This is a genomic window from Candidatus Burkholderia verschuerenii (assembly GCF_001189365.1).
Lineage (GTDB): Bacteria > Pseudomonadota > Gammaproteobacteria > Burkholderiales > Burkholderiaceae > Caballeronia > Caballeronia verschuerenii.
In genome coordinates, this window is sequence record NZ_LFJJ01000214.1 from 1 (window position 1) to 23690 (window position 23690).

The 23690-nt window shown below is 63.1% G+C and carries 16 protein-coding genes, 1 tRNA gene and 5 pseudogenes; 18 read left to right on the forward strand and 4 right to left on the reverse strand.

Annotation, left to right across the window (positions count from 1 at the left end):
- Positions 1-135: 135 nt before the first annotated feature.
- Both BVER_RS25080 and BVER_RS25085 read left to right on the forward strand, forming a co-directional pair.
- Positions 136-1002, forward strand: a complete 867-nt coding sequence (locus BVER_RS25080) for a patatin-like phospholipase family protein (protein WP_050455569.1) — start codon at positions 136-138, stop codon at positions 1000-1002.
- Between the two features lie 11 nt (positions 1003-1013).
- Positions 1014-1503 (forward strand): annotated as a pseudogene (locus BVER_RS25085) (OsmC family protein).
- A gap of 12 nt (positions 1504-1515) precedes the next feature.
- On the opposite strand, the gene BVER_RS25090 reads toward BVER_RS25085, so the two are convergent.
- Positions 1516-2532, reverse strand: a complete 1017-nt coding sequence (locus BVER_RS25090; protein WP_050455570.1) for a D-2-hydroxyacid dehydrogenase family protein — start codon at positions 2530-2532, stop codon at positions 1516-1518.
- A 485-nt stretch (positions 2533-3017) separates the two neighbouring features.
- Here BVER_RS25090 and BVER_RS25095 point away from each other — a divergent pair.
- Both BVER_RS25095 and BVER_RS25100 read left to right on the forward strand, forming a co-directional pair.
- Positions 3018-4508, forward strand: a pseudogene (locus BVER_RS25095) (phosphoenolpyruvate carboxykinase (GTP)).
- Between the two features lie 326 nt (positions 4509-4834).
- A complete protein-coding gene (locus BVER_RS25100) occupies positions 4835-5893 on the forward strand; it encodes a LysR family transcriptional regulator (protein ID WP_050455571.1) in 1059 nt (352 codons plus the stop codon).
- A gap of 78 nt (positions 5894-5971) precedes the next feature.
- Here the strand turns inward: BVER_RS25100 and BVER_RS25105 are convergent, their stop codons facing one another.
- The 3 genes and pseudogenes from BVER_RS25105 to dprA form a co-directional block, all read right to left on the reverse strand.
- On the reverse strand, positions 5972-8623 hold the full coding sequence (locus BVER_RS25105; RefSeq protein ID WP_050455572.1) for a DNA topoisomerase III: 2652 nt from the start codon (positions 8621-8623) through the stop codon (positions 5972-5974).
- Between the two features lie 180 nt (positions 8624-8803).
- Positions 8804-9181, reverse strand: coding sequence for a thioredoxin family protein (locus BVER_RS25110; protein WP_050455573.1), 378 nt, complete (start codon positions 9179-9181; stop codon positions 8804-8806).
- A gap of 85 nt (positions 9182-9266) precedes the next feature.
- A pseudogene (gene dprA, locus BVER_RS25115) lies at positions 9267-10488 on the reverse strand (DNA-processing protein DprA).
- Positions 10489-10700: 212 nt separating this feature from the next.
- Between dprA and def the strand changes: the two are divergent.
- From def to BVER_RS25185, 14 genes and pseudogenes are all read left to right on the forward strand, one after another.
- On the forward strand, positions 10701-11204 hold the full coding sequence (gene def / locus BVER_RS25120; RefSeq protein ID WP_050455574.1) for a peptide deformylase: 504 nt from the start codon (positions 10701-10703) through the stop codon (positions 11202-11204).
- A 42-nt stretch (positions 11205-11246) separates the two neighbouring features.
- The gene (gene fmt, locus BVER_RS25125; RefSeq protein ID WP_050455575.1) at positions 11247-12230 is read left to right on the forward strand and encodes a methionyl-tRNA formyltransferase; all 984 of its coding nucleotides are present in this window, start codon (positions 11247-11249) and stop codon (positions 12228-12230) included.
- A 41-nt stretch (positions 12231-12271) separates the two neighbouring features.
- Positions 12272-12906, forward strand: a pseudogene (locus tag BVER_RS25130) (LysE family translocator).
- A 129-nt stretch (positions 12907-13035) separates the two neighbouring features.
- Positions 13036-13890 (forward strand): zinc metalloprotease HtpX, encoded by an 855-nt coding sequence (htpX, locus tag BVER_RS25135; RefSeq protein WP_050455576.1) that lies wholly within the window; start codon positions 13036-13038, stop codon positions 13888-13890.
- Between the two features lie 155 nt (positions 13891-14045).
- Positions 14046-15530 carry a 16S rRNA (cytosine(967)-C(5))-methyltransferase RsmB gene (gene rsmB / locus BVER_RS25140; protein WP_050455584.1) on the forward strand — a complete coding sequence of 495 codons (1485 nt, stop codon included), beginning with the start codon at positions 14046-14048 and terminating at the stop codon, positions 15528-15530.
- Positions 15527-16123 (forward strand): DUF4390 domain-containing protein, encoded by a 597-nt coding sequence (locus BVER_RS25145; protein ID WP_050455577.1) that lies wholly within the window; start codon positions 15527-15529, stop codon positions 16121-16123. The genes rsmB and BVER_RS25145 overlap by 4 nt, the downstream gene beginning before the upstream one ends.
- A 22-nt stretch (positions 16124-16145) precedes the next feature.
- The gene (locus tag BVER_RS25150; RefSeq protein WP_050455578.1) at positions 16146-18572 is read left to right on the forward strand and encodes a sensor histidine kinase; all 2427 of its coding nucleotides are present in this window, start codon (positions 16146-16148) and stop codon (positions 18570-18572) included.
- Complete coding sequence (locus BVER_RS25155) at positions 18573-19283, forward strand: response regulator (RefSeq protein WP_050455579.1); 711 nt, start codon at positions 18573-18575, stop codon at positions 19281-19283. It abuts the gene before it with no gap.
- Positions 19284-19368: 85 nt separating this feature from the next.
- A tRNA-Phe gene (locus tag BVER_RS25160) sits at positions 19369-19444 on the forward strand.
- Between the two features lie 318 nt (positions 19445-19762).
- Entirely contained in the window at positions 19763-20497 is a 735-nt protein-coding gene (queC, locus tag BVER_RS25165; protein ID WP_050455580.1) for a 7-cyano-7-deazaguanine synthase QueC, read from the forward strand.
- Between the two features lie 25 nt (positions 20498-20522).
- Complete coding sequence (queE, locus tag BVER_RS25170; protein ID WP_050455581.1) at positions 20523-21155, forward strand: 7-carboxy-7-deazaguanine synthase; 633 nt, start codon at positions 20523-20525, stop codon at positions 21153-21155.
- Positions 21156-21170: 15 nt separating this feature from the next.
- Positions 21171-21617 (forward strand): 6-carboxytetrahydropterin synthase QueD, encoded by a 447-nt coding sequence (gene queD, locus BVER_RS25175; protein WP_050455582.1) that lies wholly within the window; start codon positions 21171-21173, stop codon positions 21615-21617.
- Positions 21618-21774: 157 nt separating this feature from the next.
- Positions 21775-22557, forward strand: coding sequence for an HpcH/HpaI aldolase family protein (locus tag BVER_RS25180; RefSeq protein WP_050455583.1), 783 nt, complete (start codon positions 21775-21777; stop codon positions 22555-22557).
- A pseudogene (locus tag BVER_RS25185) lies at positions 22554-23240 on the forward strand (tetratricopeptide repeat protein). The gene BVER_RS25180 and the pseudogene BVER_RS25185 overlap by 4 nt, the downstream one beginning before the upstream one ends.
- Positions 23241-23690 lie beyond the last annotated feature (450 nt).

Sequence of the window (23690 nt, forward strand, 5' to 3'; positions counted from 1 at the left end):
GCTCATCGGCGAAGTTCCAAACTCCCAGGAAACCATTCAGATCAATATTGCTTCTGGGAGTTCTGGGAAACACGATCTTCCGGCGGCCCCTTGCCACCCTTGACTTCGACTAATTCTGAAGGGCCGAGGAAGTAAATGTTCGATCAGGTCGTATTCGCCGGCGGCGGGAATCGCTGCTGGTGGCAGGCTGGTTTCTGGGACATCGTCCAGCCCGAATTGAAGCTCAGGCCGCGCGTCATCGCGGGGATTTCGGCGGGCGCGGCCACGGCCTGCATGCTCTACACGAACGAGTCGCGCTGGGTGATGAACTACTACGCCGACGTGCTGTGCCACAACACCCGCAACGTCTATTGGGGCAATCTGCTGCGCGGACAGTCGGTGTTCCCGCATTACCGTATCTACCGGCAGGCGCTGCTCGATATCTTCGCGGAGCGTTTCGACTCGCTCAAGACGGCGCCGGAGATTCGCATCGGCGTGTCGCATCTACCGCGCTGGCTCGGCGCGCGCAGTGCCGTGGCGGCGGGCATCATCGCGTATAACATCGAAAAATACGTGCGCAAGACGCTGCATCCGACGCTCGGGCAGGCGCTCGGCTTTCATCCGGAATTCGTGAAGGCGCAGGAGTGCGCGCGGCTCGAAGATCTCGCCGGTCTCATCCTGCAATCGTCGGCGACGCCGCCGTTCACGCCGATCCTGCGACGCAACGGCCGTCCCGTGCTCGATGGCGGCATGGTCGACAACGTGCCGGTCGCCGCGCTCGATGCATCGCCGGGACTCGTGCTGGTGATGGTCACGCGGCTGTATCCGCGCGAGCAGATGTTCGTCGTGCCGCACGGCGAGCAGAAGCGCCTGTATGTGCAGCCGTCGCGCAAGGTGCCGATTTCGAGCTGGGACTATACGAGCCCGGCGCAGATGCAGCATGCTTACGACCTGGGCCGCGCGGATGCCGACGATTTCCTCGCGCGGCTTCCGCGTCTGATCGAAGCCGCCGCGCATACCTGAAGGAGCCGGTCATGTCGAAGAAGAAGCACAGCTACGAACTCACCGTCGCGTGGACGGGCGATCTCGGCTCGGGCACGTCCGCCTACGATGCCTATTCGCGCGACCATCTGCGACCATCTGATCCGCGTCGGCAACAAGACCGCGATCGAGGCATCGAGCGATCCGGCGTTTCGCGGCGATGCCTCGCGACACAATCCCGAGGAGTTGTTCGTCGCGTCGCTGTCGTCGTGTCACATGCTCTGGTATCTGCATCTGTGCGCGACCAACAAGATTGTCGTGACCGGTTATGTCGACGACGCCATCGGCACGATGCAGGAAGAAGCGAAGGGCGACGGCCGCTTCGTCGATGTGCTGCTGCGTCCGCGCGTGACCATCGGCGCGGGCGGCGATGTGGAACTCTCGACGCGCCTGCATGAAGAGGCGCATTGCTTCTGCTTTATCGCGAACTCGGTGAATTTTCCGGTGCGCTGCGAAGCATCGATCGATATCTCGACGATCTGACGCAATCGGCGATCAACGGCGGCGCGCGTGCTGAAGCGCGTCCTTGTTGAAGACGCTCGAGGTATCGCCTGCATCGAACGCGAGAATATTGTTGAACGCCGCGCTGAAATACAGCTCGTAGCTCTCGCGTTCCACATAGCCGATATGCGGCGTGCAGATCACGTTCTCCATGCGCAGCAAGCCATAGCCTTGCAGAATCGGCTCGCTTTCGTACACGTCGATGGCGACCATCCCCGGCCGGTTGTGATGCAGCGCGTTGAGCAGCGCGTTGTCTTCCATCAGCTCCATGCGGCTCGTGTTGACGAACAGCGCCGTGGGCTTCATGCGCATCAGATCGTCCTGCTTGACGATGGCGCGCGTCTCCTCGCTCAGACGCAGATGCACGGTGAGCACATCGCTCTGCTCGAACAATGCCTCGCGGCTTTCCGCGATCGTGAAACCGTCTTCGCGCGCGGCCTGTTGCGAATGCTCGCGTCCATACACGAACACGTTCATGCCGAAAGCCTTGCTGTAGACCGCCACCAGTTGGCCGATCTTGCCGTAACCCCAGATGCCGAGCGTCTGACCACGCAGCACTTGCCCGAGCCCGAAGTTCGGCGGCAACGCGGAGGTCTTCAGTCCCGACTGCTGCCACGCGCCCTGCTTGAGATTCGCCACGTATTGCGGAATGCGCCGCTGCGCCGCCATGATCAGCGCCCACGTCAGCTCGGCGGGCGCATACGGCGAACCCGTGCCTTCGAGTACGGCGATACCCCTTTCCGTACACGCGTCGATATCGATATGTCCGCCGCCCGCGCGACCCGTCTGGCTGATCATGCGTAGTTTGGGCAGCTTGTCGAGCAGTTGCGAACTGATGCGCGTGCGTTCGCGAATCAGCACGAGCGCGTCGACTTCCGACAGTCTGCTAGCCAACTGTCCGAGCCCGCGCACCGTGTTATTGAATATCTTCACCTCGTGATCGTCGAGCAGATGGAAGCAATCCAGTTTCCGAACGGCGTCCTGGTAGTCGTCGAGAATGGCGATTTTCATGGGCATGGGTTGGCTTTGTTGGGCATCAAATGTGCTGCTTGCATCGACCGGACGAAAAAGCGCTTCGATTAACTTCGGGTAATTACGGATAAATGTGCGCTATATCAGCTTAACCGTTCTTCGTCCGCGCATGGATTTATTGCAGTGTTAAGCTTGTCTCCCCACTTTTCAAATCCGCATGCCGTGCGCTAATAGCAAAACATTTCGGCGCATGAAGCATAAAGCACGGCGTATCGCGAGGAGACAGGCCAGTTAGTATCTCTTTTTAACAGTTTGTTCCTTTGCCTTGCAAGCCGCGACAAGCCGTGGCTGCACATGCGCAAAGTGTCATGCCCTCGACGCAGCATCGGCTTGCGAATCGCCTCGTGTCACGAAAAGAACACGAGCCGCCCCGCGTTTCGCAAGTTGCCATCACGGCAACGCGCCTCTCGCAATGCAGCGTCAAAGGGTGTCAAGGTTTCATTGCAGAGAATGGAGACAACTCGATGAACCAGCCCGCAGTAGTCGAAAACAACGATAACCACGCCGTCGATGTAGAAGCACCCGCCCACGTCCGGCACCGACGATTGATCGAATGGGTGCAGCACATCGCCGCGCTCACGAAGCCCGATCGAATCGAATGGTGCGACGGCAGTCAGGAGGAGTACGACCGGTTGTGCGAACAGATGGTCGCCGCCGGCACGATGAAAAAGCTGAACCCGCAGAAACGCCCCAACTCCTATCTCGCCTGTTCGGACCCGTCGGACGTGGCGCGTGTCGAAGACCGCACCTTCATCTGCTCCGAGCGTCGCGAGGACGCTGGTTCCACCAACAACTAGTGCTTCGCGCTGCGCATCGCCTCGACGATGGGACGCGACGAAGGCTGGCTCGCCGAACACATGCTGATTCTCGGTGTGACCTCGCCGCAAGGACGCAAGTATCACGTCGCGGCGGCGTTCCCGTCGGCATGCGGCAAGACCAACTTCGCGATGCTGATTCCGCCGTCCGATCTCAATGGCTGGAAGGTGACGACCATCGGCGACGACATCGCGTGGATCAAGCCGGGCCGCGACGGCCGTCTCTACGCGATCAATCCGGAAGCGGGTTACTTCGGCGTCGCGCCGGGCACTAGCGAGAAGACCAACTTCAACGCGATGGCCACGCTCAAGGAAAACGTGATCTTCACGAACGTCGCGCTGACCGACGACGGCGATGTCTGGTGGGAAGGCATGACCGACACGCCGCCCGCGCATCTGATCGACTGGCAGGGCCGCGACTGGACGCCGGAGATCGCGAAGGAGAAGGGCACGAAGGCCGCACATCCGAACGCGCGCTTCACGGCGCCGGCCTCGCAATGCCCGTCGATCGATGCCGACTGGGAAAATCCCGCCGGCGTGCCGATCGATGCGTTCATCTTCGGCGGACGCCGTTCGAACACGGTGCCGCTCGTCACCGAAGCGCGCGACTGGAAGGAAGGCGTCTACATGGCCGCGACGATGGGCTCCGAGACGACCGCCGCCACCGCGGGGCAGCAGGGCGTCGTGCGTCGCGATCCGTTCGCGATGCTGCCGTTCTGCGGCTACAACATGGCGGACTACTTCGGCCATTGGCTGAAGATGGGCGAAAAGCTCGAAGCGATGAACGCGAAATCGCCGAAGTTCTTCTGCGTCAACTGGTTTCGCAAGGGCGACGACGGCAAGTTCGTGTGGCCGGGCTTCGGCGAGAACATGCGCGTGCTGAACTGGATGATCGGTCGCATTGAAGGCACGGCGAACGGCGAGGAACACGCGTTCGGCATCTCGCCGCGTTACGAGGATATCGACTGGGGCGCGCTCGGTTTCACGCGCGAACAGTTCGAACAGGTCATTTCCGTCAACGATGGTTTGTGGCGCGATGAACTCTCGCTTCACGACGAATCGTTCGAAAAGCTGCGTCAGGGCTTGCCGGGCGCGTTGCCGGAAGCCAAGGCCGACATGGAAAAACGCCTCGCCGCGTGATGAATTCGGCCGGTGATTTACGTCACCGGTCGAATCAATCCCCAAATACGAACCCGCCGCCCGGCGGGTTCGTCTGAACATCGCATAACCCGCCAAAATTGACGCGGCCAGCTTTTAAAAAACCGGCACGCTCATCCCGAAAGCCATCAGCGTTGCGCTCGGAGCAACAATGAGCGCTCTTTCATCGTGTAAGCGCCGTAGAAATAGACAATTTTTCGAAAATTCGCTGCGTTTCCGCAACTTCTGCACGATTTCGCGAGTCCTGGGATAATTCCCACTTGCTCTGCACAGAATTAAACGCCGTCCTAGGCGGCAGGAGTTGTCCCATGGATCATTTGCAGTCGATGAGAGTGTTCGTTCGCGTGGCCGATCTGGGCAGTTTCGCCTGGGCCGCCAGCGCGATGGTCATCTCCAATGCGGTGGCGACGCGCCATGTCGCGGACCTCGAAGGTCGCCTCGGCACGCGTTTGCTCAACCGCACGACGCGCAGTCTTTCGCTCACGGAGTCCGGTCAGGTCTACCTCGAGCGAGCACGCCAGATTCTCGATGAGCTCGAAGACGTCGAGCAGATGGTGGTTGCGCGCAATCACGAACCGTTGGGTTCGTTGAGGATCGTCGCGCCCGTGGTGTTCGGTCTGCATAATCTCGCGCCCGTGTTACAGACGTATGCACAGCGCTATCCGAAGGTCGTGCCCGACGTGACGCTGGTGGATCGCCAGGTCGATCTGGTCGAGGAAGGCTTCGATGTCGGCATCGTGATCGCGCGTCAGGTGAAGAGCGCGAGCGTCGTCACGCGGCGTCTGACGACCGGCTGCATGACGGTGTGCGCGACGCCCGAGTATCTCGCCAAGCACGGCACGCCGACGCGGCCGGAGCATTTGCTGGAGCATCCGTGCCTGAGTCTGCCGTCCGAGTATTGGGGCGACGAGCGCGTGTTCACCGGTCCCGATGGCGAGGTGCGCGTGCGCCCGCAGAACGTGATCATCGCCAACAACACGGAGATGCTGCGGCAGTTCGCGCTGCTCGGCATGGGCATCGCGATTCTGCCGAGTTATCTGATCGGCAACGACATGACGCGCGGCACGCTGGTGCGCCTGCTGAGCGATTTCCAGTTGCCGCAGGTCGAGATCAACGTCGCGTATCCGAGCCGTCGTCACCTGCCGGCGAAGGTGCGGACTTTCATCGATCATCTGGTGGAGTATTTTAGCCAGTCGCCGAACCATCAGATCGGCGAGCAATGGCTGCGCGATGGGCGTGGCCGGGCGGTGGCCGCGTCGCAACCGGTATACGAAGAGGACGCGCGTCCGATCGACAGCGATCTCGACGACAAGGTTGCCAAGCAGTCCCGCATGCGCGGACGGATGGCGGTGCCGTCGCTGTTCTGAGTTCGTCTTCGCCATAGCAAAAAGTCCGCGAATCGCTTCGCGGGCTTTTTGTTTTTCAGGCGCGTGGTGCTCGGCGAGTTACGAACCCGTCTTGCGCGCCGTGGTCTTTTTCGCGGCGGCCTTCTTCGCCGCGACGGTCTTGGTGGCGGGCTTGGCGCGCGTGGTCTTGGCGGCGACCGCGACATCGCTGTCGCCATCCTCCGCGTTGTTCGCCGGAGCCTCCGATGCCGCCGCGCCGCGCTTGGCCGCAGCCGTCTTCGCCGCCGGTTTGCCTTCCTTCTTCTCGAACTCGAAGCCGATCTTGCCGTCCGGCTGCTTGACGAGGAACGCCTTGAAGTTGCGGCCGGTACGCGAGGACTTGAAGCCCGTCAGCAGATCCGTACGGCCTTCGCCGAGCAGCTTCTGCATCTGCTCGCGGGCGATTTCCTGTTGCAGGATCACCTTGCCCGAGCGGAAATCGCACGTCTTCGGATTCGCGACCGAGTTCTCGCAGACATAGCTCATGCCGTGCTCGTACACGCGCGACTGACACTTCGGGCACGCGCCGACCGGCGTCTGCTCGGAGAAATCGGGCGGTTCGCCGTCTTCGCCGCCGGTGTCCTGACCGAAGTCGAACTCGAGCTTGAAGTTCTTGATCTCGTCGTCGAAGGCGAGCTTGAGGATGGCGGAGAACGGACGGCCCATCTTGCTGCGGAACCCCGACAGCGGCCCGATGGTTTTCTCGCGCAGCAACTCTTCGACTTCGGGAATTTCGAACTGACGTCCGCCCGGAATCTTCGAGATCGAGAACTCGCACTTCGTACACGCGAACCGGCGATAGTTCTCCTTCACCTGCGCGCCGCAATGCGGGCAGGGCGTTTCCAGCGTCGCGTAATCGCCGGGAATCGTGTCGGAGTCGTATTCCTTCGCACGCTTGACGATGGTCTGCGTCATGCGGGCGATTTCCTGCATGAACGCATCGCGATGCAAACTGCCGCGCTCCATCTGCGAGAGCTTGTGCTCCCACTGGCCGGTCAGTTCCGGCGCGGTGAGTTCCTCGACGCCGAGACCGCGCAGCAAGGTCATCAACTGGAACGCCTTGGCGGTCGGAATCAGTTCGCGGCCTTCGCGCACCATGTACTTTTCGCCCAGCAGACCTTCGATGATCGCCGCGCGCGTGGCCGGCGTGCCGAGGCCCTTCGCGGCCATCGCGTCGCGGAGTTCTTCGTCTTCGACGAGTTTGCCCGCGCCTTCCATCGCCGACAGCAGCGATGCTTCGTTGTAGCGCGCGGGCGGCTTGGTCACGAGGCCATGCGCTTCGACCTTTTCGACATCGACCTTTTCGTCCTTCTGCACCGGCACCAGATTGCCGTCCTCGCCCGCGGCTTCGCGGCCGTAGACCTGCAGCCAGCCCGGCTCGACGAGCACCTTGCCTTCCGTCTTGAAGTGATGCCCGGACACTTCGGTGATACGCGTCGTGACCAGATATTCGGCCGCCGGGAAAAACACCGACAGGAAGCGCTTCACGACCAGGTCGTACAGTTTCTGCTCCGGCTCGGACAGCGCCTTGGGCGCTTGCAGCGTCGGGATGATGGCGAAGTGATCGCTGATCTTCGAGTTATCGAAGATGCGCTTGTTCGGTTTCACCCAGCCCTTGTCGAGCACTTGCTTGGCGAACGGCAGATAGTTGTTGCTTTCCTTCAGCATGGTCAGCGTTTCCTTGACCGTGCCGAGATAGTCCTCGGGCAGCGCGCGCGAATCGGTACGCGGATAGGTGAGGACCTTGTGCTTTTCGTACAGCGCCTGCGCGAGGCCGAGCGTGTTCTTCGCCGAGAAACCGAAACGGCTGTTCGCTTCGCGCTGCAAGCTGGTCAGATCGAACAGCAGCGGCGACATCTGCGTGGACGGCTTCGATTCCTCGGTGACGGTGCCGGTCTTGCCACGGCACGCTGCCACGATGGTTTCCGCCGCCGGCAGGCTCCACAGACGCGAATCGCGCTGCTCGGGATCGTTCTCGACGCGCTTGAACTTCGGATCGAACCAGCGGCCTTCGTAGATGCCCTTCGCCGCGACGAACTCGCCGCGCACTTCCCAGTAATCGCGCGGCACGAAACGGCGGATTTTCTCCTCGCGTTCGACGACGATCGACAGCGTCGGCGTCTGCACGCGGCCGACGGTGGTCAGGAAGAAGCCGCCGCCCTTGCTGTTGAACGCGGTCATCGCGCGCGTGCCGTTGATGCCGACCAGCCAGTCGGCTTCGGAGCGGCAGCGGGCAGCATCGGCGAGCGGCTGCATGTCGGCGTCGCTGCGCAGATTCGCGAAACCTTCGCGGATCGCGGCGGGCGTCATCGACTGCAGCCACAGGCGCTGGACCGGATGCCTGGCTTTCGCGTGCTGCGCGATCAGGCGGAAAATCAGCTCGCCCTCGCGCCCCGCGTCGCATGCGTTGATGAGCCGGTCGACGTCCTTGCGCTTCATCAGCTTGGTCAGCACCTTGAGGCGCGACTCGCTCTTGGCGATCGGATTCAGGTCGAAATGCGGCGGAATGACCGGCAGGTTCGCGAAGCTCCATTTACCGCGCTTGACGTCGTATTCCTCCGGCGCGGCGATCTCCAGCAAATGGCCGACGGCCGACGAGAGCACGTAATCGTCGCTCTCGAAGTACTCGTCATGCTTGGTAAAGCCGCCCAGCGCACGCGCGATGTCGTTCGCAACGGAAGGCTTCTCAGCGATGATCAGGGCTTTGGACATGACTCAATTTAGTTGAAGACTGGCAGCGGCCCGATTTGGGCTGCTTTAACGACCGCTTTATAGCACAGGCTTTGTACCGTGCGCGTTCGAGTACGAATTTGCGCGTTTCATTCCACGGTCGGCGAAGGGCGTTTCGTCGGACGCATTGGGTGCTTCTCGCGCATTGTGCGCGTCTTTCGGCTAGGCCGTGGCAAGCGCCGGCCGAAGCTTGGGCGCGCCGGTCATATCGGGCAGCGCGGTCAGATCGGTGAGCATGCGCTCGACGATCGACACTTGCGGCAATACCGTGCCGAAAAAACGGGTCGTGACCGAATCTTCGATCAGGATGGTAGGGAAATTCTCGACATCGAGATCGTCGAGCGTATCGGCGTGATTCTCGATGTCGATCCAGGCGAAGCAGATTTCCGGATGCGCGTCCGCCAGCCGGTCGAATCCCGCGCGATATTCACGGCACGTTCCGCACCAGTCGGCGCACAGGCACGCGACGAACAGCGTGCCGGGCGCGGCGATGCGCTCGGCGATTTCTTCGGCGTCGGTGTCCAGATTCAGCGCGGGCATGGCGGTGTGGCGATCCTTCTCGTGGGGCGGCTTCTCGCGGGGCGGGGAGCAGCGCATTTTTCCGCGAATGTAGCACGGCGCGGGATCAGCAGCGCTCCACGGTCCCGTAACGGCCGCCCGGCAGCGGCGACGCGGCCCGCCAGTTCGAGGCGCAACAGCGCGCCCTGGAGCCCCGCGCCATCCATTTCGGTGCGCGTGGCGAGAATTTCAAGCGTCGCGGGCGCGTGGCCGAGCGCGGCCAGCACGCGTTCGGCATCGGCATCGATCGATTCGAGCGCGGATTCCGGCAGCCGCGCCGACGCCCACGCCGCATTCACCGGCTGCGGCTCGCCGCGTTTGCGGGCGGCGTTCGCGCGGATCAGGCCGAATTCCTCCAGCACTTCGTCGGGTGTTTCCACGAGCTTCGCGCCCTGTTTCAGCATCCGATGACAGCCGCGCGACAACGGCGCGTGAATCGATCCGGGAATGGCGAAGACATCGCGCCCCATTTCATTGGCGAGCCGCGCGGTGATCAGCGAGCCGGAGCGCATCGCCGCCTCGACGATCAGCATGCCGCCCGACAATCCCGCGATCAGCCGATTCCTCTGCGGAAAGTTCGCCGAACGCGGCGGCGTGCGCAGCGGCCATTCCGACACGATTACGCCTTCGCGCGCGATTTCATGCGCCAGATCGCGGTTCGTCGCCGGATACACGATGTCCAGCCCCGTGCCGATCACCGCGATGGTGCCCGCGCTACCGAGCAGCGCCCCGCGATGCGCCGCCGCGTCGATGCCGAGCGCGAGCCCCGACACGACTGCGAGCCCCGCATCCGAAAACGCCCGCGAAAACCGCCGCGCGTCCTCGATGCCCTGCTGCGTGGCGTGCCGGCTGCCGACGACCGCGATCGCGTGCGATTGCAGCAGGTCGAGCCGCCCTTTGACGTAAAGCAGCGGCGGCGGATCCGGCATGGTCAGCAGCGCCTGCGGATATGCGGCATCGGCGAGCGTCAGGACGTGGTTTTCCGGCGCGCACGCCCATTCGCGGACGTTCTCAATATAGTTGTCGAACGGCACCTGTTCGATATCGGCCGATGCCGCCAGCACGGCTTTCGCCGCATCCGGGCCGGCGACGCGCGCGAGTTCCGCGTAGCTTTCGGCGAGCACGTTCGGCGGATCGCCGAATTCGGTTAGCAACTGGCGCAGGGCGATCGGCCGCAAGCCGGGCGCATGCGCGAGCCGCAGCCACGCGCGAAGTGCGTCGGCGTCGCCGGGCGGCGCGGCGCAAGGGCCCGGCGCGATAGGCCCGGTCGGCAGGAGGGCGGTCGTCATGTTAAGATTTTTGGTCCTGTACAGAAAAAGTAATAAGCGAATCGAAGCGTCGCCCGGTCCTGTTCGCCCCCGTCGCGATGCTTCCTGGCCACCATGCCGCGGCGTTGAATCGGATGGATTCACCCGCCTATCTTCGGCATGCCGCCCATTACCCGCAACCTGGCCGAATGGCCGATCGACCCGCGTCGCGGCGCGCGTAAAAACTCCGAATCATGGCCCTGCTCAAGATACTCAACTACCCCGACAAGCGGCTCCACAAGGTGGCCAAGCCGGTCGCCGCGGTGGACGACCGCATCCGCAAACTCGTCGGCGACATGGTCGAGACGATGTACGCCGCGCTCGGCGTCGGCCTGGCCGCCACGCAAATCGACGTGCACGAGTGCGTGATCGTCATCGACGTCTCCGACGATCACAACGAACTGATGGTCTTCATCAATCCGGAGATCGTCTGGTCGAGCGACGAGAACAAGGAGTGGGAAGAGGGCTGTCTGTCGGTGCCGGGCATCTACGATGTCGTAGAACGTCCGGATAAGGTGCGCGTGCGCGCGCTCAACGAAAAAGGCGAGACCTTCGAGCTCGATTGCGACGGTCTGCTCGCCGTGTGCATCCAGCACGAGATGGATCACTTGTTGGGCAAGGTGTTCGTCGAGTATCTGTCGACGCTCAAGCAGACGCGGATTCGCGGCAAGATGAAGAAGCTGGAAAAGGCGCTGTAATCCCCGTTTTTTGCAGGCCTGAAGGTGTCTGAAGGTACTCGAATGACTCAATCACTGCGCGTCGTGTTCGCCGGCACGCCGGAATTCGCCGCCGCCGCGCTCGCGGCCATCCATGACGCCGGCTTTGCGGTGCCGCTCGTGCTGACGCAGCCCGATCGTCCGGCCGGACGCGGCATGAAGCTGACCGCCAGCCCGGTCAAGCGCTTCGCCGTCGAACATGGGCTTGCGGTCGCGCAGCCCACGTCGCTGCGGCGCGCGGGCAAGTATCCGCAGGAAGTGGCCGATGCCATCGATCTGTTGCGCGCCACGCCGCACGACGTGATGGTCGTCGCCGCCTACGGCCTGATCCTGCCGCAGGAAGTGCTCGATATCCCGCCGCGCGGTGCGATCAACATCCACGCGTCGTTGTTGCCGCGCTGGCGCGGCGCCGCGCCGATCCATCGCGCGATCGAAGCGGGCGACGCCGAATCCGGCATCACGCTGATGCAGATGGACGCCGGCCTCGACACCGGCGCGATGATCCACGAAGGCCGCACGCCGATCCGTCCCGACGACACGACCGCGTCGCTGCACGACCGCCTCGCGCAAATGGGCGCGGAGATGATCGTCGCCGCCTTGCGCGATCTCGAGCGGGACGGCGCGCTGCCCGCCACGCCGCAACCCGACGACGGCACGACCTACGCCGAAAAAATCGCCAAGCACGAGGCCGCGCTCGACTTCCGCCGTCCGGCCGACGAACTCGCGCGTCAGGTCCGCGCCTTCGATCCGTTTCCCGGCGCGTTCGGCACGCTGGACGGCGTCGCCATCAAGATCTGGTCCGCGCAGCCCGTCGACGGGTCGGGCGAACCGGGCCGCATCGCGGAGGTGTCGGCGGACGGCATCGTCGTGATGTGCGGAAGCGGAGCGCTCAAGCTCACGCAGCTTCAGAAGCCGGGCGGAAAACGTCTGCCGGTACGCGAATTTCTCGCTGGTTCGACGCTCGCCAAGGGCCAAAGCTTCACGCTGCCGGACGCCACGCAGCGCTAAAATAAGCCGTCTTGAAGTAGCGCTTCGTTTCGAGGTTTCCGATGCTCGGCATTACCGGTTTCGCCTTCTTTCTGCTCGCCGTCTTTCTTCTGAACGTCACGCCCGGTCCCGACACGGCCTACATCGTCGGACGCAGCGTGGCGCAAGGGCGCGGCACGGGCGTCGTGTCGGCGCTGGGCATTTCGGCGGGATGCATCGTGCATACGCTCGCGTGCGCGTTCGGGCTGACGGCGATTCTCGCGGCATCGGCGACGGCGTTCACCGTCATCAAGATCGCCGGCGCGATTTATCTGATTTATCTCGGCGTGCGGCTGATTTTCGCCAAACCGGACGACGACACCCGCGACACGCCGTCCGCGCCGAAATCGCTGAGCCAGCTTTTCGCGCAGGGTTTCGTCACGAATGTGCTGAACCCCAAAGTGGTGCTTTTCTTCGTATCGTTCTTCCCGCAATTCGTCGCCGTCGACAGCCCGCACAAGACGCTCGCGTTTCTCGTGCTCGGCGCGGCCTTCATCGCGATGAGCACGGCGTGGAACAGCTTCGTCGCGTGGATCGCGGGCAGCGTCACCGAGCGCTTCTCGGCTCGGGCAAGCCGGGCGTGAAGAAGTGGCTGGATCGCGTGGTCGGCAGCGCGTTCGTTGGGCTCGGCATCAAGCTCGCGACATCGCATCGATAAATCGATCGACCAATTGAATTATTGACGGACGTCCCTATCTAACGATTTTCTTACAATCGTCTGTCAGGCCGATTTGGCCGTGACAACCGCGCACGATGCGCAACGTCTCTGGGAGAGGAGCTTCCGCACATGTTCAACTGGGTCAAAACCGCGATGCTGATGGCTGCGATCACGGCCCTTTTCGCCGTGATCGGTGGTGTCATCGGTGGAAAGAGCGGCATGATGCTCGCGCTGCTGATCGCCGTCGGCATGAATTTCTTTTCGTACTGGTTCTCGGACAAGATGGTTCTGCGCATGTATAACGCGCAGGAAGTGGACGAGAGCAGTGCGCCGCAGTTTTATCGCATGGTGCGCGAGCTGGCGCAGCGCGCCGAGCTGCCGATGCCGCGCGTCTATCTGATCAACGAAGATGCGCCGAACGCGTTCGCCACGGGCCGCAATCCCGAGCACGCGGCCGTCGCGGCGACGACCGGCATTCTGCGCGTGCTGTCCGAGCGCGAAATGCGCGGCGTGATGGCGCACGAACTCGCGCACGTGAAGCATCGCGACATCCTGATCTCGACCATCTCCGCGACGATGGCGGGCGCGATCTCGGCGCTGGCGAACTTCGCGATGTTCTTCGGCGGACGCGACGACGAAGGCCGTCCGGTCAATCCGATAGCCGGCATTCTGGTGGCGATCCTCGCGCCGATGGCGGGCGCGATGATCCAGATGGCGATTTCCCGCGCGCGTGAATTCGAGGCGGATCGCGGCGGCGCGCAGATTTCCGGCGATCCGCAGGCGCTCGCCAGCGCGCTCGAGAAGATCCACGCGTACGCGACCGGCACGCCGTTCCCGACCGCCGAGGCGCATCCGGCCACGGCGCAGATGATGATCATGAATCCGCTGTCGGGCGGCGGCATTGCCAATCTGTTCTCGACGCACCCGGCGACCGAAGAGCGCGTGGCGCGGTTGATGGAAATGGCGCGCACCGGGCGCATGTAACGCTGCACTTTAGGTTCACCGAGGGCCGCTTCATCTGAGGAGCGGCCCTTTCTTATTACGGTTACTTTTCGCGTGCCAGGGCGCGAAATTCCCACCAGTTACAATCGACGTTCATGCAAGCGGGCCGCTTGCCGTTCGACCGTTCTCATTTTTCCATGACAGACAAGGCTTCCCGACCGCGTGCCGATGCGCAACATCAACCGGCGCGTGCGTCGTCCCGCATGGGCGCGTTGCATCTCGCGCCCGATTCGCTGGCGTTCGTGCTCGATGGCGCGGCGCAGGCCGTCGGCGCGGTGCGAGCGGGATCGGCCTTGCCGGCGGCGTTGCAGGCGGTTGCATCGGGTAAGGCGGCCGGCGCGCGCGGCGCGATTCAGGACATCGCGTATCGCACGATGCGCCGTCTCGCGCTCGCCGATGCGCTGCTGCACAAGCTCGTGCGCAAGGCGCTGCCGCCGCATGTATCGAGCGTGATCGTGTGCGCGTTCGCGCTGCTGACCGACGACGACGCGCACGCCGCCTATGCGCCGTTCACGGTGGTCGATCAGGCGGTGAACGCGATCGCGGCGCGGCGCGACATCGCATTCGCGAAAGGGCTCGTGAACGCGGTGCTGCGCAATTTCCTGCGCGAACGCGATGCGTTGATCGCCGAGGCGAATCGCAGCGACGTCGCGCGCTGGAACTATCCGCAATGGTGGATCGACGCGGTGAAGCGCGGTCAGCCGGACGCGTGGCAGCACATTCTCGAAGCGGGCAACGATCACGGGCCGCTGACCTTGCGCGTCAACGCGCGTCACTCGAGCGTCGACGAATACGTGCAGCGTTTGAAAGCCGAAGGTATCGAATCTCAGGCAGCGGGACTGCACGCGGTGCGCCTCGCCACGCCGATGCCGGTCGATCGCATTCCCGGCTTCGCCGATGGCATTGTCTCCGTGCAGGATTCGGGCGCGCAACGCGCCGCCCAACTACTCGACGCGCGCGACGGCATGCGCGTGCTCGATGCCTGCGCCGCGCCCGGCGGCAAGACCGGCCATATCCTCGAACTGGCGAACGTCGAACTCGTCGCGCTGGAAAGCAATGCCGACCGCGCGAAGCGCATCGACGAAAACCTGACGCGCCTGAAACTGAGCGCCGAAGTGACGGTCGGCGATGCCGGCGATCCCGCGCCGTGGTTCGACGGCCGGCCGTTCGATCGCATCCTCGCGGACGTGCCGTGCTCGGCGTCGGGCATCGTGCGGCGTCATCCGGATATCCGCTGGCTGCGCCGTCCGTCGGATATCGCGGCGCTCGTCGAGGAGCAGCGGCGCATCCTGAACGCGCTGTGGCCGCTGGTCGCGAAGGGCGGCGAACTGCTCTACGTGACGTGCTCGATCTTCCCCGAAGAGGGCGAGGATCAGGCCCGATGGTTTGGAACCCTGCATGAAGATGCGGTACGATTGGACGCGCCGGGGCAATTGTTGCCGACAGCGGCGCATGCCATTGCCAATGAGCGCGCGGGTGCGGTACAAGGTTCACCGGACGGTACACATGCCGCAGATCCCGGCAAAGGCGAGGCGAAAGCCGCCCGCCAGTCATCGAGCCGGAACGCGGAAGCCTTCGCGGACCACGACGGATTCTTCTACGCGCGCTTTCAGAAACGGTGACGATCAAACGCTTTTTTCCGCTCCGGCTCGCGGTTGCCGTGTGGGCCGCGCTGGCGCTCTGGCTGAGCTTCGCCCCGGCCGGCGTCGCTCATGCCGAGACGATCTCCGTGCAGCGGGCATCGTTGCAGGCGGACAATACCGGCTGGAGTCTCGATGCCCACTTCGACTTCGATCTCAACAGCAGTCTTGAAGAAGCCGTGAATCGCAGCGTACCGCTCTACTTCATGCTCTACTTCACGCTGTCGCGGCCGCGCTGGTACTGGTTCGACGAGGAGCCGGTCAACGTGTCGCAGAGCATGCGTCTTTCCTTTCAGCCGCTCACCAACGAATATCGCGTGTCGACGGGCGGCTTGCAATTGCGTTTCGGATCGCTCAACGAAGCAATGGCGGTGATCAAGCACATCACGTCATGGCATGTGATCGACCGGAATCAGGTGCATCCCGGAGAAACTTACGATGCATCGGTGCGTATGCAGCTCGATATCGCGCTGATGCCCAAGCCGTTCCAGATCGATGCGGTGAACAACCGCGACTGGAACCTGTCGTCCGATTGGAAGAAGTTCACTTTTACGGCGTCTGAACGTGCGAAATAGATTTCGACGCGGCCGGACGGACATGAAGAGCTTTGTCGTCCGGTTGCTGGTCTCGACGGTCGCGGTCACGGCAGTGTTGCTGCTCGTGATGCTCGCGCTCGCCAGCGCGAACACCGAGTTCTTCGATCGCTACTACGGCTGGCTGTACGCCGCGAACGTGGCGGTGGCGCTCGTGTTCATGCTGATCGTCATCAGCCTGATCGTGATCATCATCGCGCGCGTGAGGCAGGGGCGCTTCGGCACGCGATTATTGGCCAAGCTCGCGCTGATCTTCGCGCTGGTCGGCGTGGTGCCGGGCGCGATCATCTACATCGTGTCGTATCAGTTCGTATCGCGCAGTATCGAGTCGTGGTTCGACGTGAACGTGGAGATCGCGCTGACGTCCGGCCTCACGCTCGGTCGCGGCATGCTCGAGAACTCGCTCACCGACTACAAGAACCGCGCGCGTCAGATGAGCGATCAACTGGCGAGCACCGATCCGTCGAGTCTCACGCTCGCGCTGCTGCGCATGCGCGATCAATACAACGTACAGGACGCCGTGGTGTTCGAGCGTCCGCGCGATCAGTACAACCGCGAGGATCTCAACGCGAGCGACGGCTTGCAGCGCGCGCCGGGCTTACGGACCATCGCGCAGGCGTCGGGCAATTACTACGCGCTGCTGCCGACCAACGAGCCGTCCAACTCGATGCTCAAGGCCGCGCAGGATCGTCCGTACGGCGCGATCGAAGGCGAGATCGACGGCGATCCGAAATCGAACGGGCTCAAAGGCGCGCTGCGATTGCGCGTCGTCACGAAGATACCGGACCCGAGCACGACGACCGAGTTTCAGCACGTTGACCGCTATCTGCAGATCGAGCAGCCGGTTAGTCAGGAGCTCGCGCGCAACGCGGATGCCGTGCAGCGCGCGTATCGCGAATATCAGGAGAAGCGGCTCGGGCGCACGGGCTTGCGCAAGATGTACATCGGCACGCTGACGCTGGCGCTGTTCCTCGCCACCTTCATCGCGATGATGCTCGCGCTCGCGCTCGGCAATCAGCTCGCGCGGCCGCTGTTCCTGCTCGCGCAGGGCACGAAGGAGGTTGCGGAAGGCGACTACACGCCCAAACGCGAGATCAATTCGCGCGACGAACTCGGCTTTCTCACGCAGTCTTTCAATGCGATGACAAGACAGTTGTCCGAAGCGCGGCTGGCGGTGGAGAACAACCGCATCGCGCTGGAGCATTCGAAGGCGTATCTCGAAAGTATTCTCGCGAACCTCACGGCGGGCGTGTTCGTGTTCGACCGGCAGTTCCGCCTGACGACCGCGAATCGCGGCGCGGAACGGATCTTCCGTCAGCCATTCAAGGCGCTGCTGAGCCAGCCGCTCGATCAGATCGGCGCGCTGTCCGAGTTCGGCGCGATGGTCAAGAAAGCGTTCGCCGAGCGCGACGCGGCATCGGTCGGCGCGGGTCATCCGATCGGCGATCGCGGGCACTGGCAGCAGCAGGTCGCGGTCACGGTGCCCGGCGAGAACGATCCTTTGACGCTGCTGGTGCGCGGCACGCAGTTGCTGAGCGTGACCGATGGCGAGGAAGACGCCGAGACCACCGGTTACGTCGTCGTGTTCGACGATATCTCCGACGTGATTTCCGCGCAGCGTTCGGTCGCGTGGGGCGAAGTCGCGCGGCGTCTCGCGCACGAGATCAAGAACCCGCTCACGCCCATCCAGCTATCGGCCGAGCGTCTGCAGATGAAGCTGAGCGACAAGCTCGCCGCGCCCGACGCCGAAGTGCTCAAGCGCGCGTCGACGACCATCGTCAATCAGGTGCAGGCGATGAAACAGATGGTCGACGATTTCCGCGAGTACGCGCGCACGCCGCCCGCGGTGCTCGGCAATCTGCAACTGAACGAGCTGGTCGCCGAAGTGCTGACGCTGTACGGCATCGAAGACGGCAAGACGCCGATCAAGATCGACCTCGCGAAACTGCCCGTGATCTGCGGCGATGCGACGCAGATTCGCCAGGTCATCCACAACCTGCTCCAGAATGCGCAGGATGCGGTGGCGGATGTCGTGGAGCCTCGCGTGCTGCTCGAAACGAGGACAGTAGAATATGGCGACCCCGACGCATCGGGCCACGCGCGCGTGGCGGTGCGTCTGACGGTGTCGGACAACGGTTCGGGCTTCCCGGCGCGCATTCTGTCGCGCGCCTTCGAGCCTTATGTGACGACGAAAGCGAAGGGCACGGGTCTGGGACTTGCAACGGTGAAAAAGATCGTCGACGAGCATGGTGCGCGCATCGACATCCGCAACCGTTCGAAGTCGGCGGACGTAGTGGAAGGGGCGCAGATATCGATTCTGTTTCTTCAACTCGCGGACGACGCCTCGGCCCCGGGCGCGACGACTCCCGGCGCCGGCACGACGGCGAATCACGGCAATACAAAAGCAACAGTGCAAACAAGGGCAGCTTAAATGGCAACCATCCTGGTGGTAGACGATGAAATGGGGATCCGGGAACTGCTCTCCGAGATCCTGAGCGACGAAGGTCACGTAGTCGAACTGGCGGAAAACGCGCAGCAGGCGCGCGACTACCGCATACAGCAGACGCCCGACCTCGTGCTGCTCGACATCTGGATGCCCGATACCGACGGCGTGACACTGCTGAAGGAATGGGCCGCGCAGGCCCGGCTCACGATGCCGGTCATCATGATGTCGGGACACGCGACCATCGACACGGCAGTCGAGGCGACCAAGATCGGCGCGCTCAACTTCCTCGAAAAGCCCATCGCGCTGCAGAAGCTGCTGAAGGCGGTCGAGCAGGGGCTGGCGCACGGCACCGCGACGCCCGAACCGGTCGCGCCGCCCAAGCCCGCGAGCACGTTGACGCCGTCGGGCGTGCCGATGGCGACCGCGCTCGCGAACGCGCTCAGCTCGATGCCCGCCGATCCCACCGCGAGCCCCACGCCGCAGCAGCCCGCGACGCAGACGGCCTCGATCTCCTTCGATATCCCGCTGCGCGACGCCCGCGATGCGTTCGAACGTGCGTACTTCGAGTATCACCTCGCGCGCGAGAACGGCAGCATGACGCGCGTCGCGGAAAAGACCGGGCTCGAGCGGACGCATTTGTATCGCAAGCTCAAGCAGCTTGGCGTCGATCTCGGCAAGAATCGGAACGAAGTCTGACGCGCCGAATCCGGTATCGGCGAAGAAATTTCGGAAAGGGGCTTGAGGCCGCAGGTTACGTCTGATATAGTTTTACCCCTCCGTTGGCCCGGTAGCTCAGTTGGTAGAGCAGCGGATTGAAAATCCGCGTGTCGTTGGTTCGATTCCGACCCAGGCCACCAAAGATTCAGGCAAAAGCCCAGTCGCAAGACTGGGCTTTTTGCTTTGCAGGCGCGGCATCGGTTGGCGGGCGTCATGCGCGCGCAGCTCGGGAATCCGGCGCATCGTGCTAAAATTCCGAAGATTCAAGGACTTGGCGTTCCAGCGGAGCGCGGGTTCTCATCCACGCAGGGCTCCGGAATCGTGCGATGGCGGCGTTTTTGAGCGCTATCGGCGGCATAAGGCGTGCGCGCGTTCGTCGCCAACCTGTCGGCCTATACTGAATCGGCGCGCATCGCCGATCATGGCGCGCGACGCCAACTTCACACGGAGTTTTCAGGGTGACTTGGACAGACGCTAAAGACAGCGCGCTGGTGTTGTTTTCCGGCGGTCAGGACTCGGCCACGTGCCTGGCCTGGGCGCTCGAACGGTATAAGACGGTCGAAACGCTCGGCTTCGATTACGGCCAGCGGCATCGCGTGGAACTGGAATGCCGCGAAGGCTTTCGCGCCGCCATCGCGCGCGATTTTCCGCAGTGGACCGGCCGCCTCGGCGAAGATCACATGATCGATCTGTCCGTGCTCGGCGCCATCAGCGATACCGCGATGACCCGCGAGATCGAGATTCAGGCGACCGCCAGCGGCCTGCCGAATACCTTCGTGCCGGGCCGCAATCTGCTGTTCATGACGATCGCGGCATCGGTCGCGTATCGACGCGGTTTGAAGGTGCTGGTGGGCGGCATGTGCGAGACGGATTTCTCCGGCTATCCGGATTGCCGCGACGACACCATGAAGGCGCTGCAGGTCGCGCTGAATCTGGGCATGGAAACGCGTTACGCGCTCGAGACGCCGCTCATGTGGCTCGACAAGGCCGATACGTGGCGTCTGGCCGAAACGCTCGGCGGCAACCCGCTGGTCGAGCTGATTCGCGTGGAAACGCATACGTGCTATGTCGGCGAGCGCGCCGAGTTGCACGACTGGGGCTTCGGCTGCGGGCAATGTCCGGCATGCAAGCTGCGCAAGCGCGGTTACGAGGCATATCGCGCGGGCGAGCAGGTCGACGTCGGGCCGGTTTGAGTTTGACGAGAGACATCACGCAGTCATGACGTACGCGGTAAAAGAAATCTTCTACACGTTGCAGGGCGAGGGCGCGAACGCCGGACGCCCGGCCGTGTTCTGCCGCTTCGCCGGCTGCAATCTGTGGTCGGGCCGCGAAGAGGATCGCGCGGAAGCGGTCTGCCAGTTTTGCGACACGGACTTCGTCGGCACCGATGGCGAGAACGGCGGCAAGTACCGCACGCCGGCCGATCTCGTCGCGATGATCGCGTCGCAGTGGCCCGAAGGCGAGGCGAACAAGTTCGTCGTCTGCACGGGCGGCGAGCCGATGCTGCAGATCGATCAGCCCTTCGTCGATGCCTTGCACGACGCGGGTTTTGAAATGGCCATTGAGACGAACGGATCGCTGCCGGTGCTGGAAAGCATCGACTGGATCTGCGTGAGTCCGAAGGCCGATGCGCCGCTCGTCGTCACGAAGGGCAATGAACTGAAGGTCGTCGTGCCGCAGGACAACCAGCGTCTGGCCGAACTGGAGAAGCTCGACTTCGAGTATTTCCTGGTTCAGCCGATGGACGGCCCGTCGCGCGATATCAACACGAAGCTGGCGATCGACTGGTGCAAGCGGCATCCGAAGTGGCGTCTGTCGATGCAAACGCATAAATATCTGAACATTCCCTGAAGAAGTCGAGCCGAAGTGCAGACGATTACCCGAAAACTCGAATTCGATGCGGGCCACCGCATCCCCGATCACCGCAGTCAGTGCCGTAACCTGCACGGGCATCGTTATGTGCTCGAAATCACGCTGCAAGGCGACCTCGTCGATGTCGAAGGCGTGCCCGATCGCGGCATGGTGATGGACTTCGCCGACGTCAAGTCGCTGGCGATGGAACATCTCGTGAACAAGTGGGATCACGCGTTCATCGTCTATGAAGGCGATGTGAAAGTGCGCGAATTCCTGCAAACGCTGTCGGATCACAAGACGGTCGTGCTGGATCGCATTCCGACCGTCGAGAATCTCGCGGCGGTGGCGTTCGGCATTCTCGCCGAGGTCTACGACGCGCATTACGGCGTCAATCTGAAGCTCAAACGCGTGCGTCTCTACGAAACGCCGAACTGCTGGGCGGACGTCGAACGCGCCTGATGCATGTTTGAAGCGCGGCGAACGTCCGCGCTTCTGTCACGGTATGATCCTCCGATGATGCCGCCCGTCCGGCGGCGACACACACGGAGAAAAGCATGCCGTCTTTCCTGTCTCGAAGCGATCGCGCGGCCCGTGCAGAAAGTGCAGGAGCCGCACGATGAGCGCCTTCACCAATCCTCTCAAGCAGCGTCTCAAGGAACACGGTCCGCTCTTCGGTCTATGGTTGTCGATGTGCAGTCCCGATGCCGCCGAAGCGCACGCGCACGCGGGCTTCGACTGGCTGCTGATCGACATGGAGCACTCGCCGAACGATAGCCGCGAGGTTGCCGAGCAACTGCGCGCGATCGCGGCGGCGCATCTGCCGAGCGAACCGATCGTGCGCGTGCCGTGCTCCGATGGCTGGCTCGTCAAGCGCGTGCTCGATGCCGGGGCGCGCACGCTGATGTTCCCCAACGTCCAATCCGCCGAGGATGCCGCGCGCATCGTGCGGCTCACGCAGTATCCGTCCGTCGATGCCAACGACGGTTTGCGCGGCGTCGCGGGCGCGGTGCGCGCGGCGGCCTACGGTGCGCGGCGCGACTACGTGACGACGGCGAACGCGCAGATCGCAACCATCGTGCAGATCGAATCGGTCGAGGCGCTGGACGCGGTCGATGCGATCGCCGCGACGCCCGGCGTCGACTGCCTGTTTATCGGCCCGGCCGATCTCGCGGCGTGCCTCGGTCATCTCGGCGACGGCAAGCATCCCGATGTGCAGGCGGCGATCGACAAGATCGTCGCGGCGGCGGAGCGCGCGGGCATCGCCAGCGGCATTTTCGCGATGGATAGCGCGAGCGCGCGCGAGTACGCGAAGCCGGGCATCAAGCTGGTGTCGATCGCCGCGGATGTGATGTGGCTGCTCAGATCGACGCGACAGGCCTTGCAGGAGGCGCGATCATGAAAGCCGCCATCGCGGCGGCGTCGCTGGTGCTGCTGACGCTGACGTCGGGCGGCGCGGCGCAGGCGCAGATTCAGGACAAGACGAAGCCCACCGATCTCGCGACGCAAAACGCCGTCGCCGATTACAACGCGGGCAATCTCGTGTCGGCGCGCTCGAAATTCGGCCGCGCGGCGAAGAAGGGCAGCCGTCTCGCCGAATTCAATTACGCGATGATGCTGCTCAACGGCGAAGGCGGCCCCGCCGATATCCCCGAAGGCAAGAAGTGGCTGCGCCGCGCCGCCGATGCCAACATGGCGCACGCGCAATACGTCTACGGCAAGATGTACGACGATGGCAAGTTCGTCGAGCGCGATCCGACCGAAGCGCATCGCTGGTTCTTTCGCGCGGCGAATCAAGGGCATGTGCAGGCGGAACTGGCGCTGGCGAATCAGTTTCTCGACGGACGCGGCACCGCGCGCGACAACGCGCAAGCCTTCACCTGGTACAAGAAGGCCGCGCAAGGCGGCGACATGACGGCGTAGTACGTCGCGGGATCGTTCTACGAGCGCGGCGGCGATGGCGTCGAGCAGAACATCAACGTCGCGCGCGCGTACTACGCGGCGGCGGCCGCGCAGGGCGATCCGGCGGCGAAGCTCAAGTATCTGCAGCTTAGTCAGGAACTGGAGAAGCAGCGGCCGCAATAAAAAACCGCAGCCGAGGCTGCGGAAGCCCGTCATGCGCCGGGCTATTCAGTCCGACATGGAAACCCCAGTAAAGCATTCGCATGTTTGCGACATCGTGAAGTCAGGGACCACGAACCAGCATGCTTGGATAGGGTAATAGACACCCGAAAATCTACTATCAACGGAAGTGCCATCAACTTAGGTTTGATCGGACCACCACTCCGCTCGGGGCGATGTATCAACCTATCGTAAATAGCACCGTCTGGTAATGTATGCAAACCTAATATCGATTGGGCATAGCCTAACGACAGAGAATGCTTGGGTTGACGAAAATCATGCTAATAAGTCGGGGCTGACTAATTCGTTTTGCGTTGCGCCTCTCTCATGGGAGGAAGGGCAGCGCAGGTGAGCGTTTGAGTGAAGCGAGAAGGACAAGGGCGCAATAAAGCCGCAGCTTTCTGAGGATCATGC

Coding starts and splice junctions, on each gene's coding strand:
- BVER_RS25080 (WP_050455569.1), top strand. CDS start 136: ATGTTCGATCAGGTCGTATTCGCCGGCGGCGGGAATCGCTGCTGGTGG.
- BVER_RS25090 (WP_050455570.1), bottom strand. CDS start 2,532: ATGAAAATCGCCATTCTCGACGACTACCAGGACGCCGTTCGGAAACTG.
- BVER_RS25100 (WP_050455571.1), top strand. CDS start 4,835: ATGGATCATTTGCAGTCGATGAGAGTGTTCGTTCGCGTGGCCGATCTG.
- BVER_RS25105 (WP_050455572.1), bottom strand. CDS start 8,623: ATGTCCAAAGCCCTGATCATCGCTGAGAAGCCTTCCGTTGCGAACGAC.
- BVER_RS25110 (WP_050455573.1), bottom strand. CDS start 9,181: ATGCCCGCGCTGAATCTGGACACCGACGCCGAAGAAATCGCCGAGCGC.
- def (WP_050455574.1), top strand. CDS start 10,701: ATGGCCCTGCTCAAGATACTCAACTACCCCGACAAGCGGCTCCACAAG.
- fmt (WP_050455575.1), top strand. CDS start 11,247: ATGACTCAATCACTGCGCGTCGTGTTCGCCGGCACGCCGGAATTCGCC.
- htpX (WP_050455576.1), top strand. CDS start 13,036: ATGTTCAACTGGGTCAAAACCGCGATGCTGATGGCTGCGATCACGGCC.
- rsmB (WP_050455584.1), top strand. CDS start 14,046: ATGACAGACAAGGCTTCCCGACCGCGTGCCGATGCGCAACATCAACCG.
- BVER_RS25150 (WP_050455578.1), top strand. CDS start 16,146: ATGAAGAGCTTTGTCGTCCGGTTGCTGGTCTCGACGGTCGCGGTCACG.
- BVER_RS25155 (WP_050455579.1), top strand. CDS start 18,573: ATGGCAACCATCCTGGTGGTAGACGATGAAATGGGGATCCGGGAACTG.
- queE (WP_050455581.1), top strand. CDS start 20,523: ATGACGTACGCGGTAAAAGAAATCTTCTACACGTTGCAGGGCGAGGGC.
- BVER_RS25180 (WP_050455583.1), top strand. CDS start 21,775: ATGAGCGCCTTCACCAATCCTCTCAAGCAGCGTCTCAAGGAACACGGT.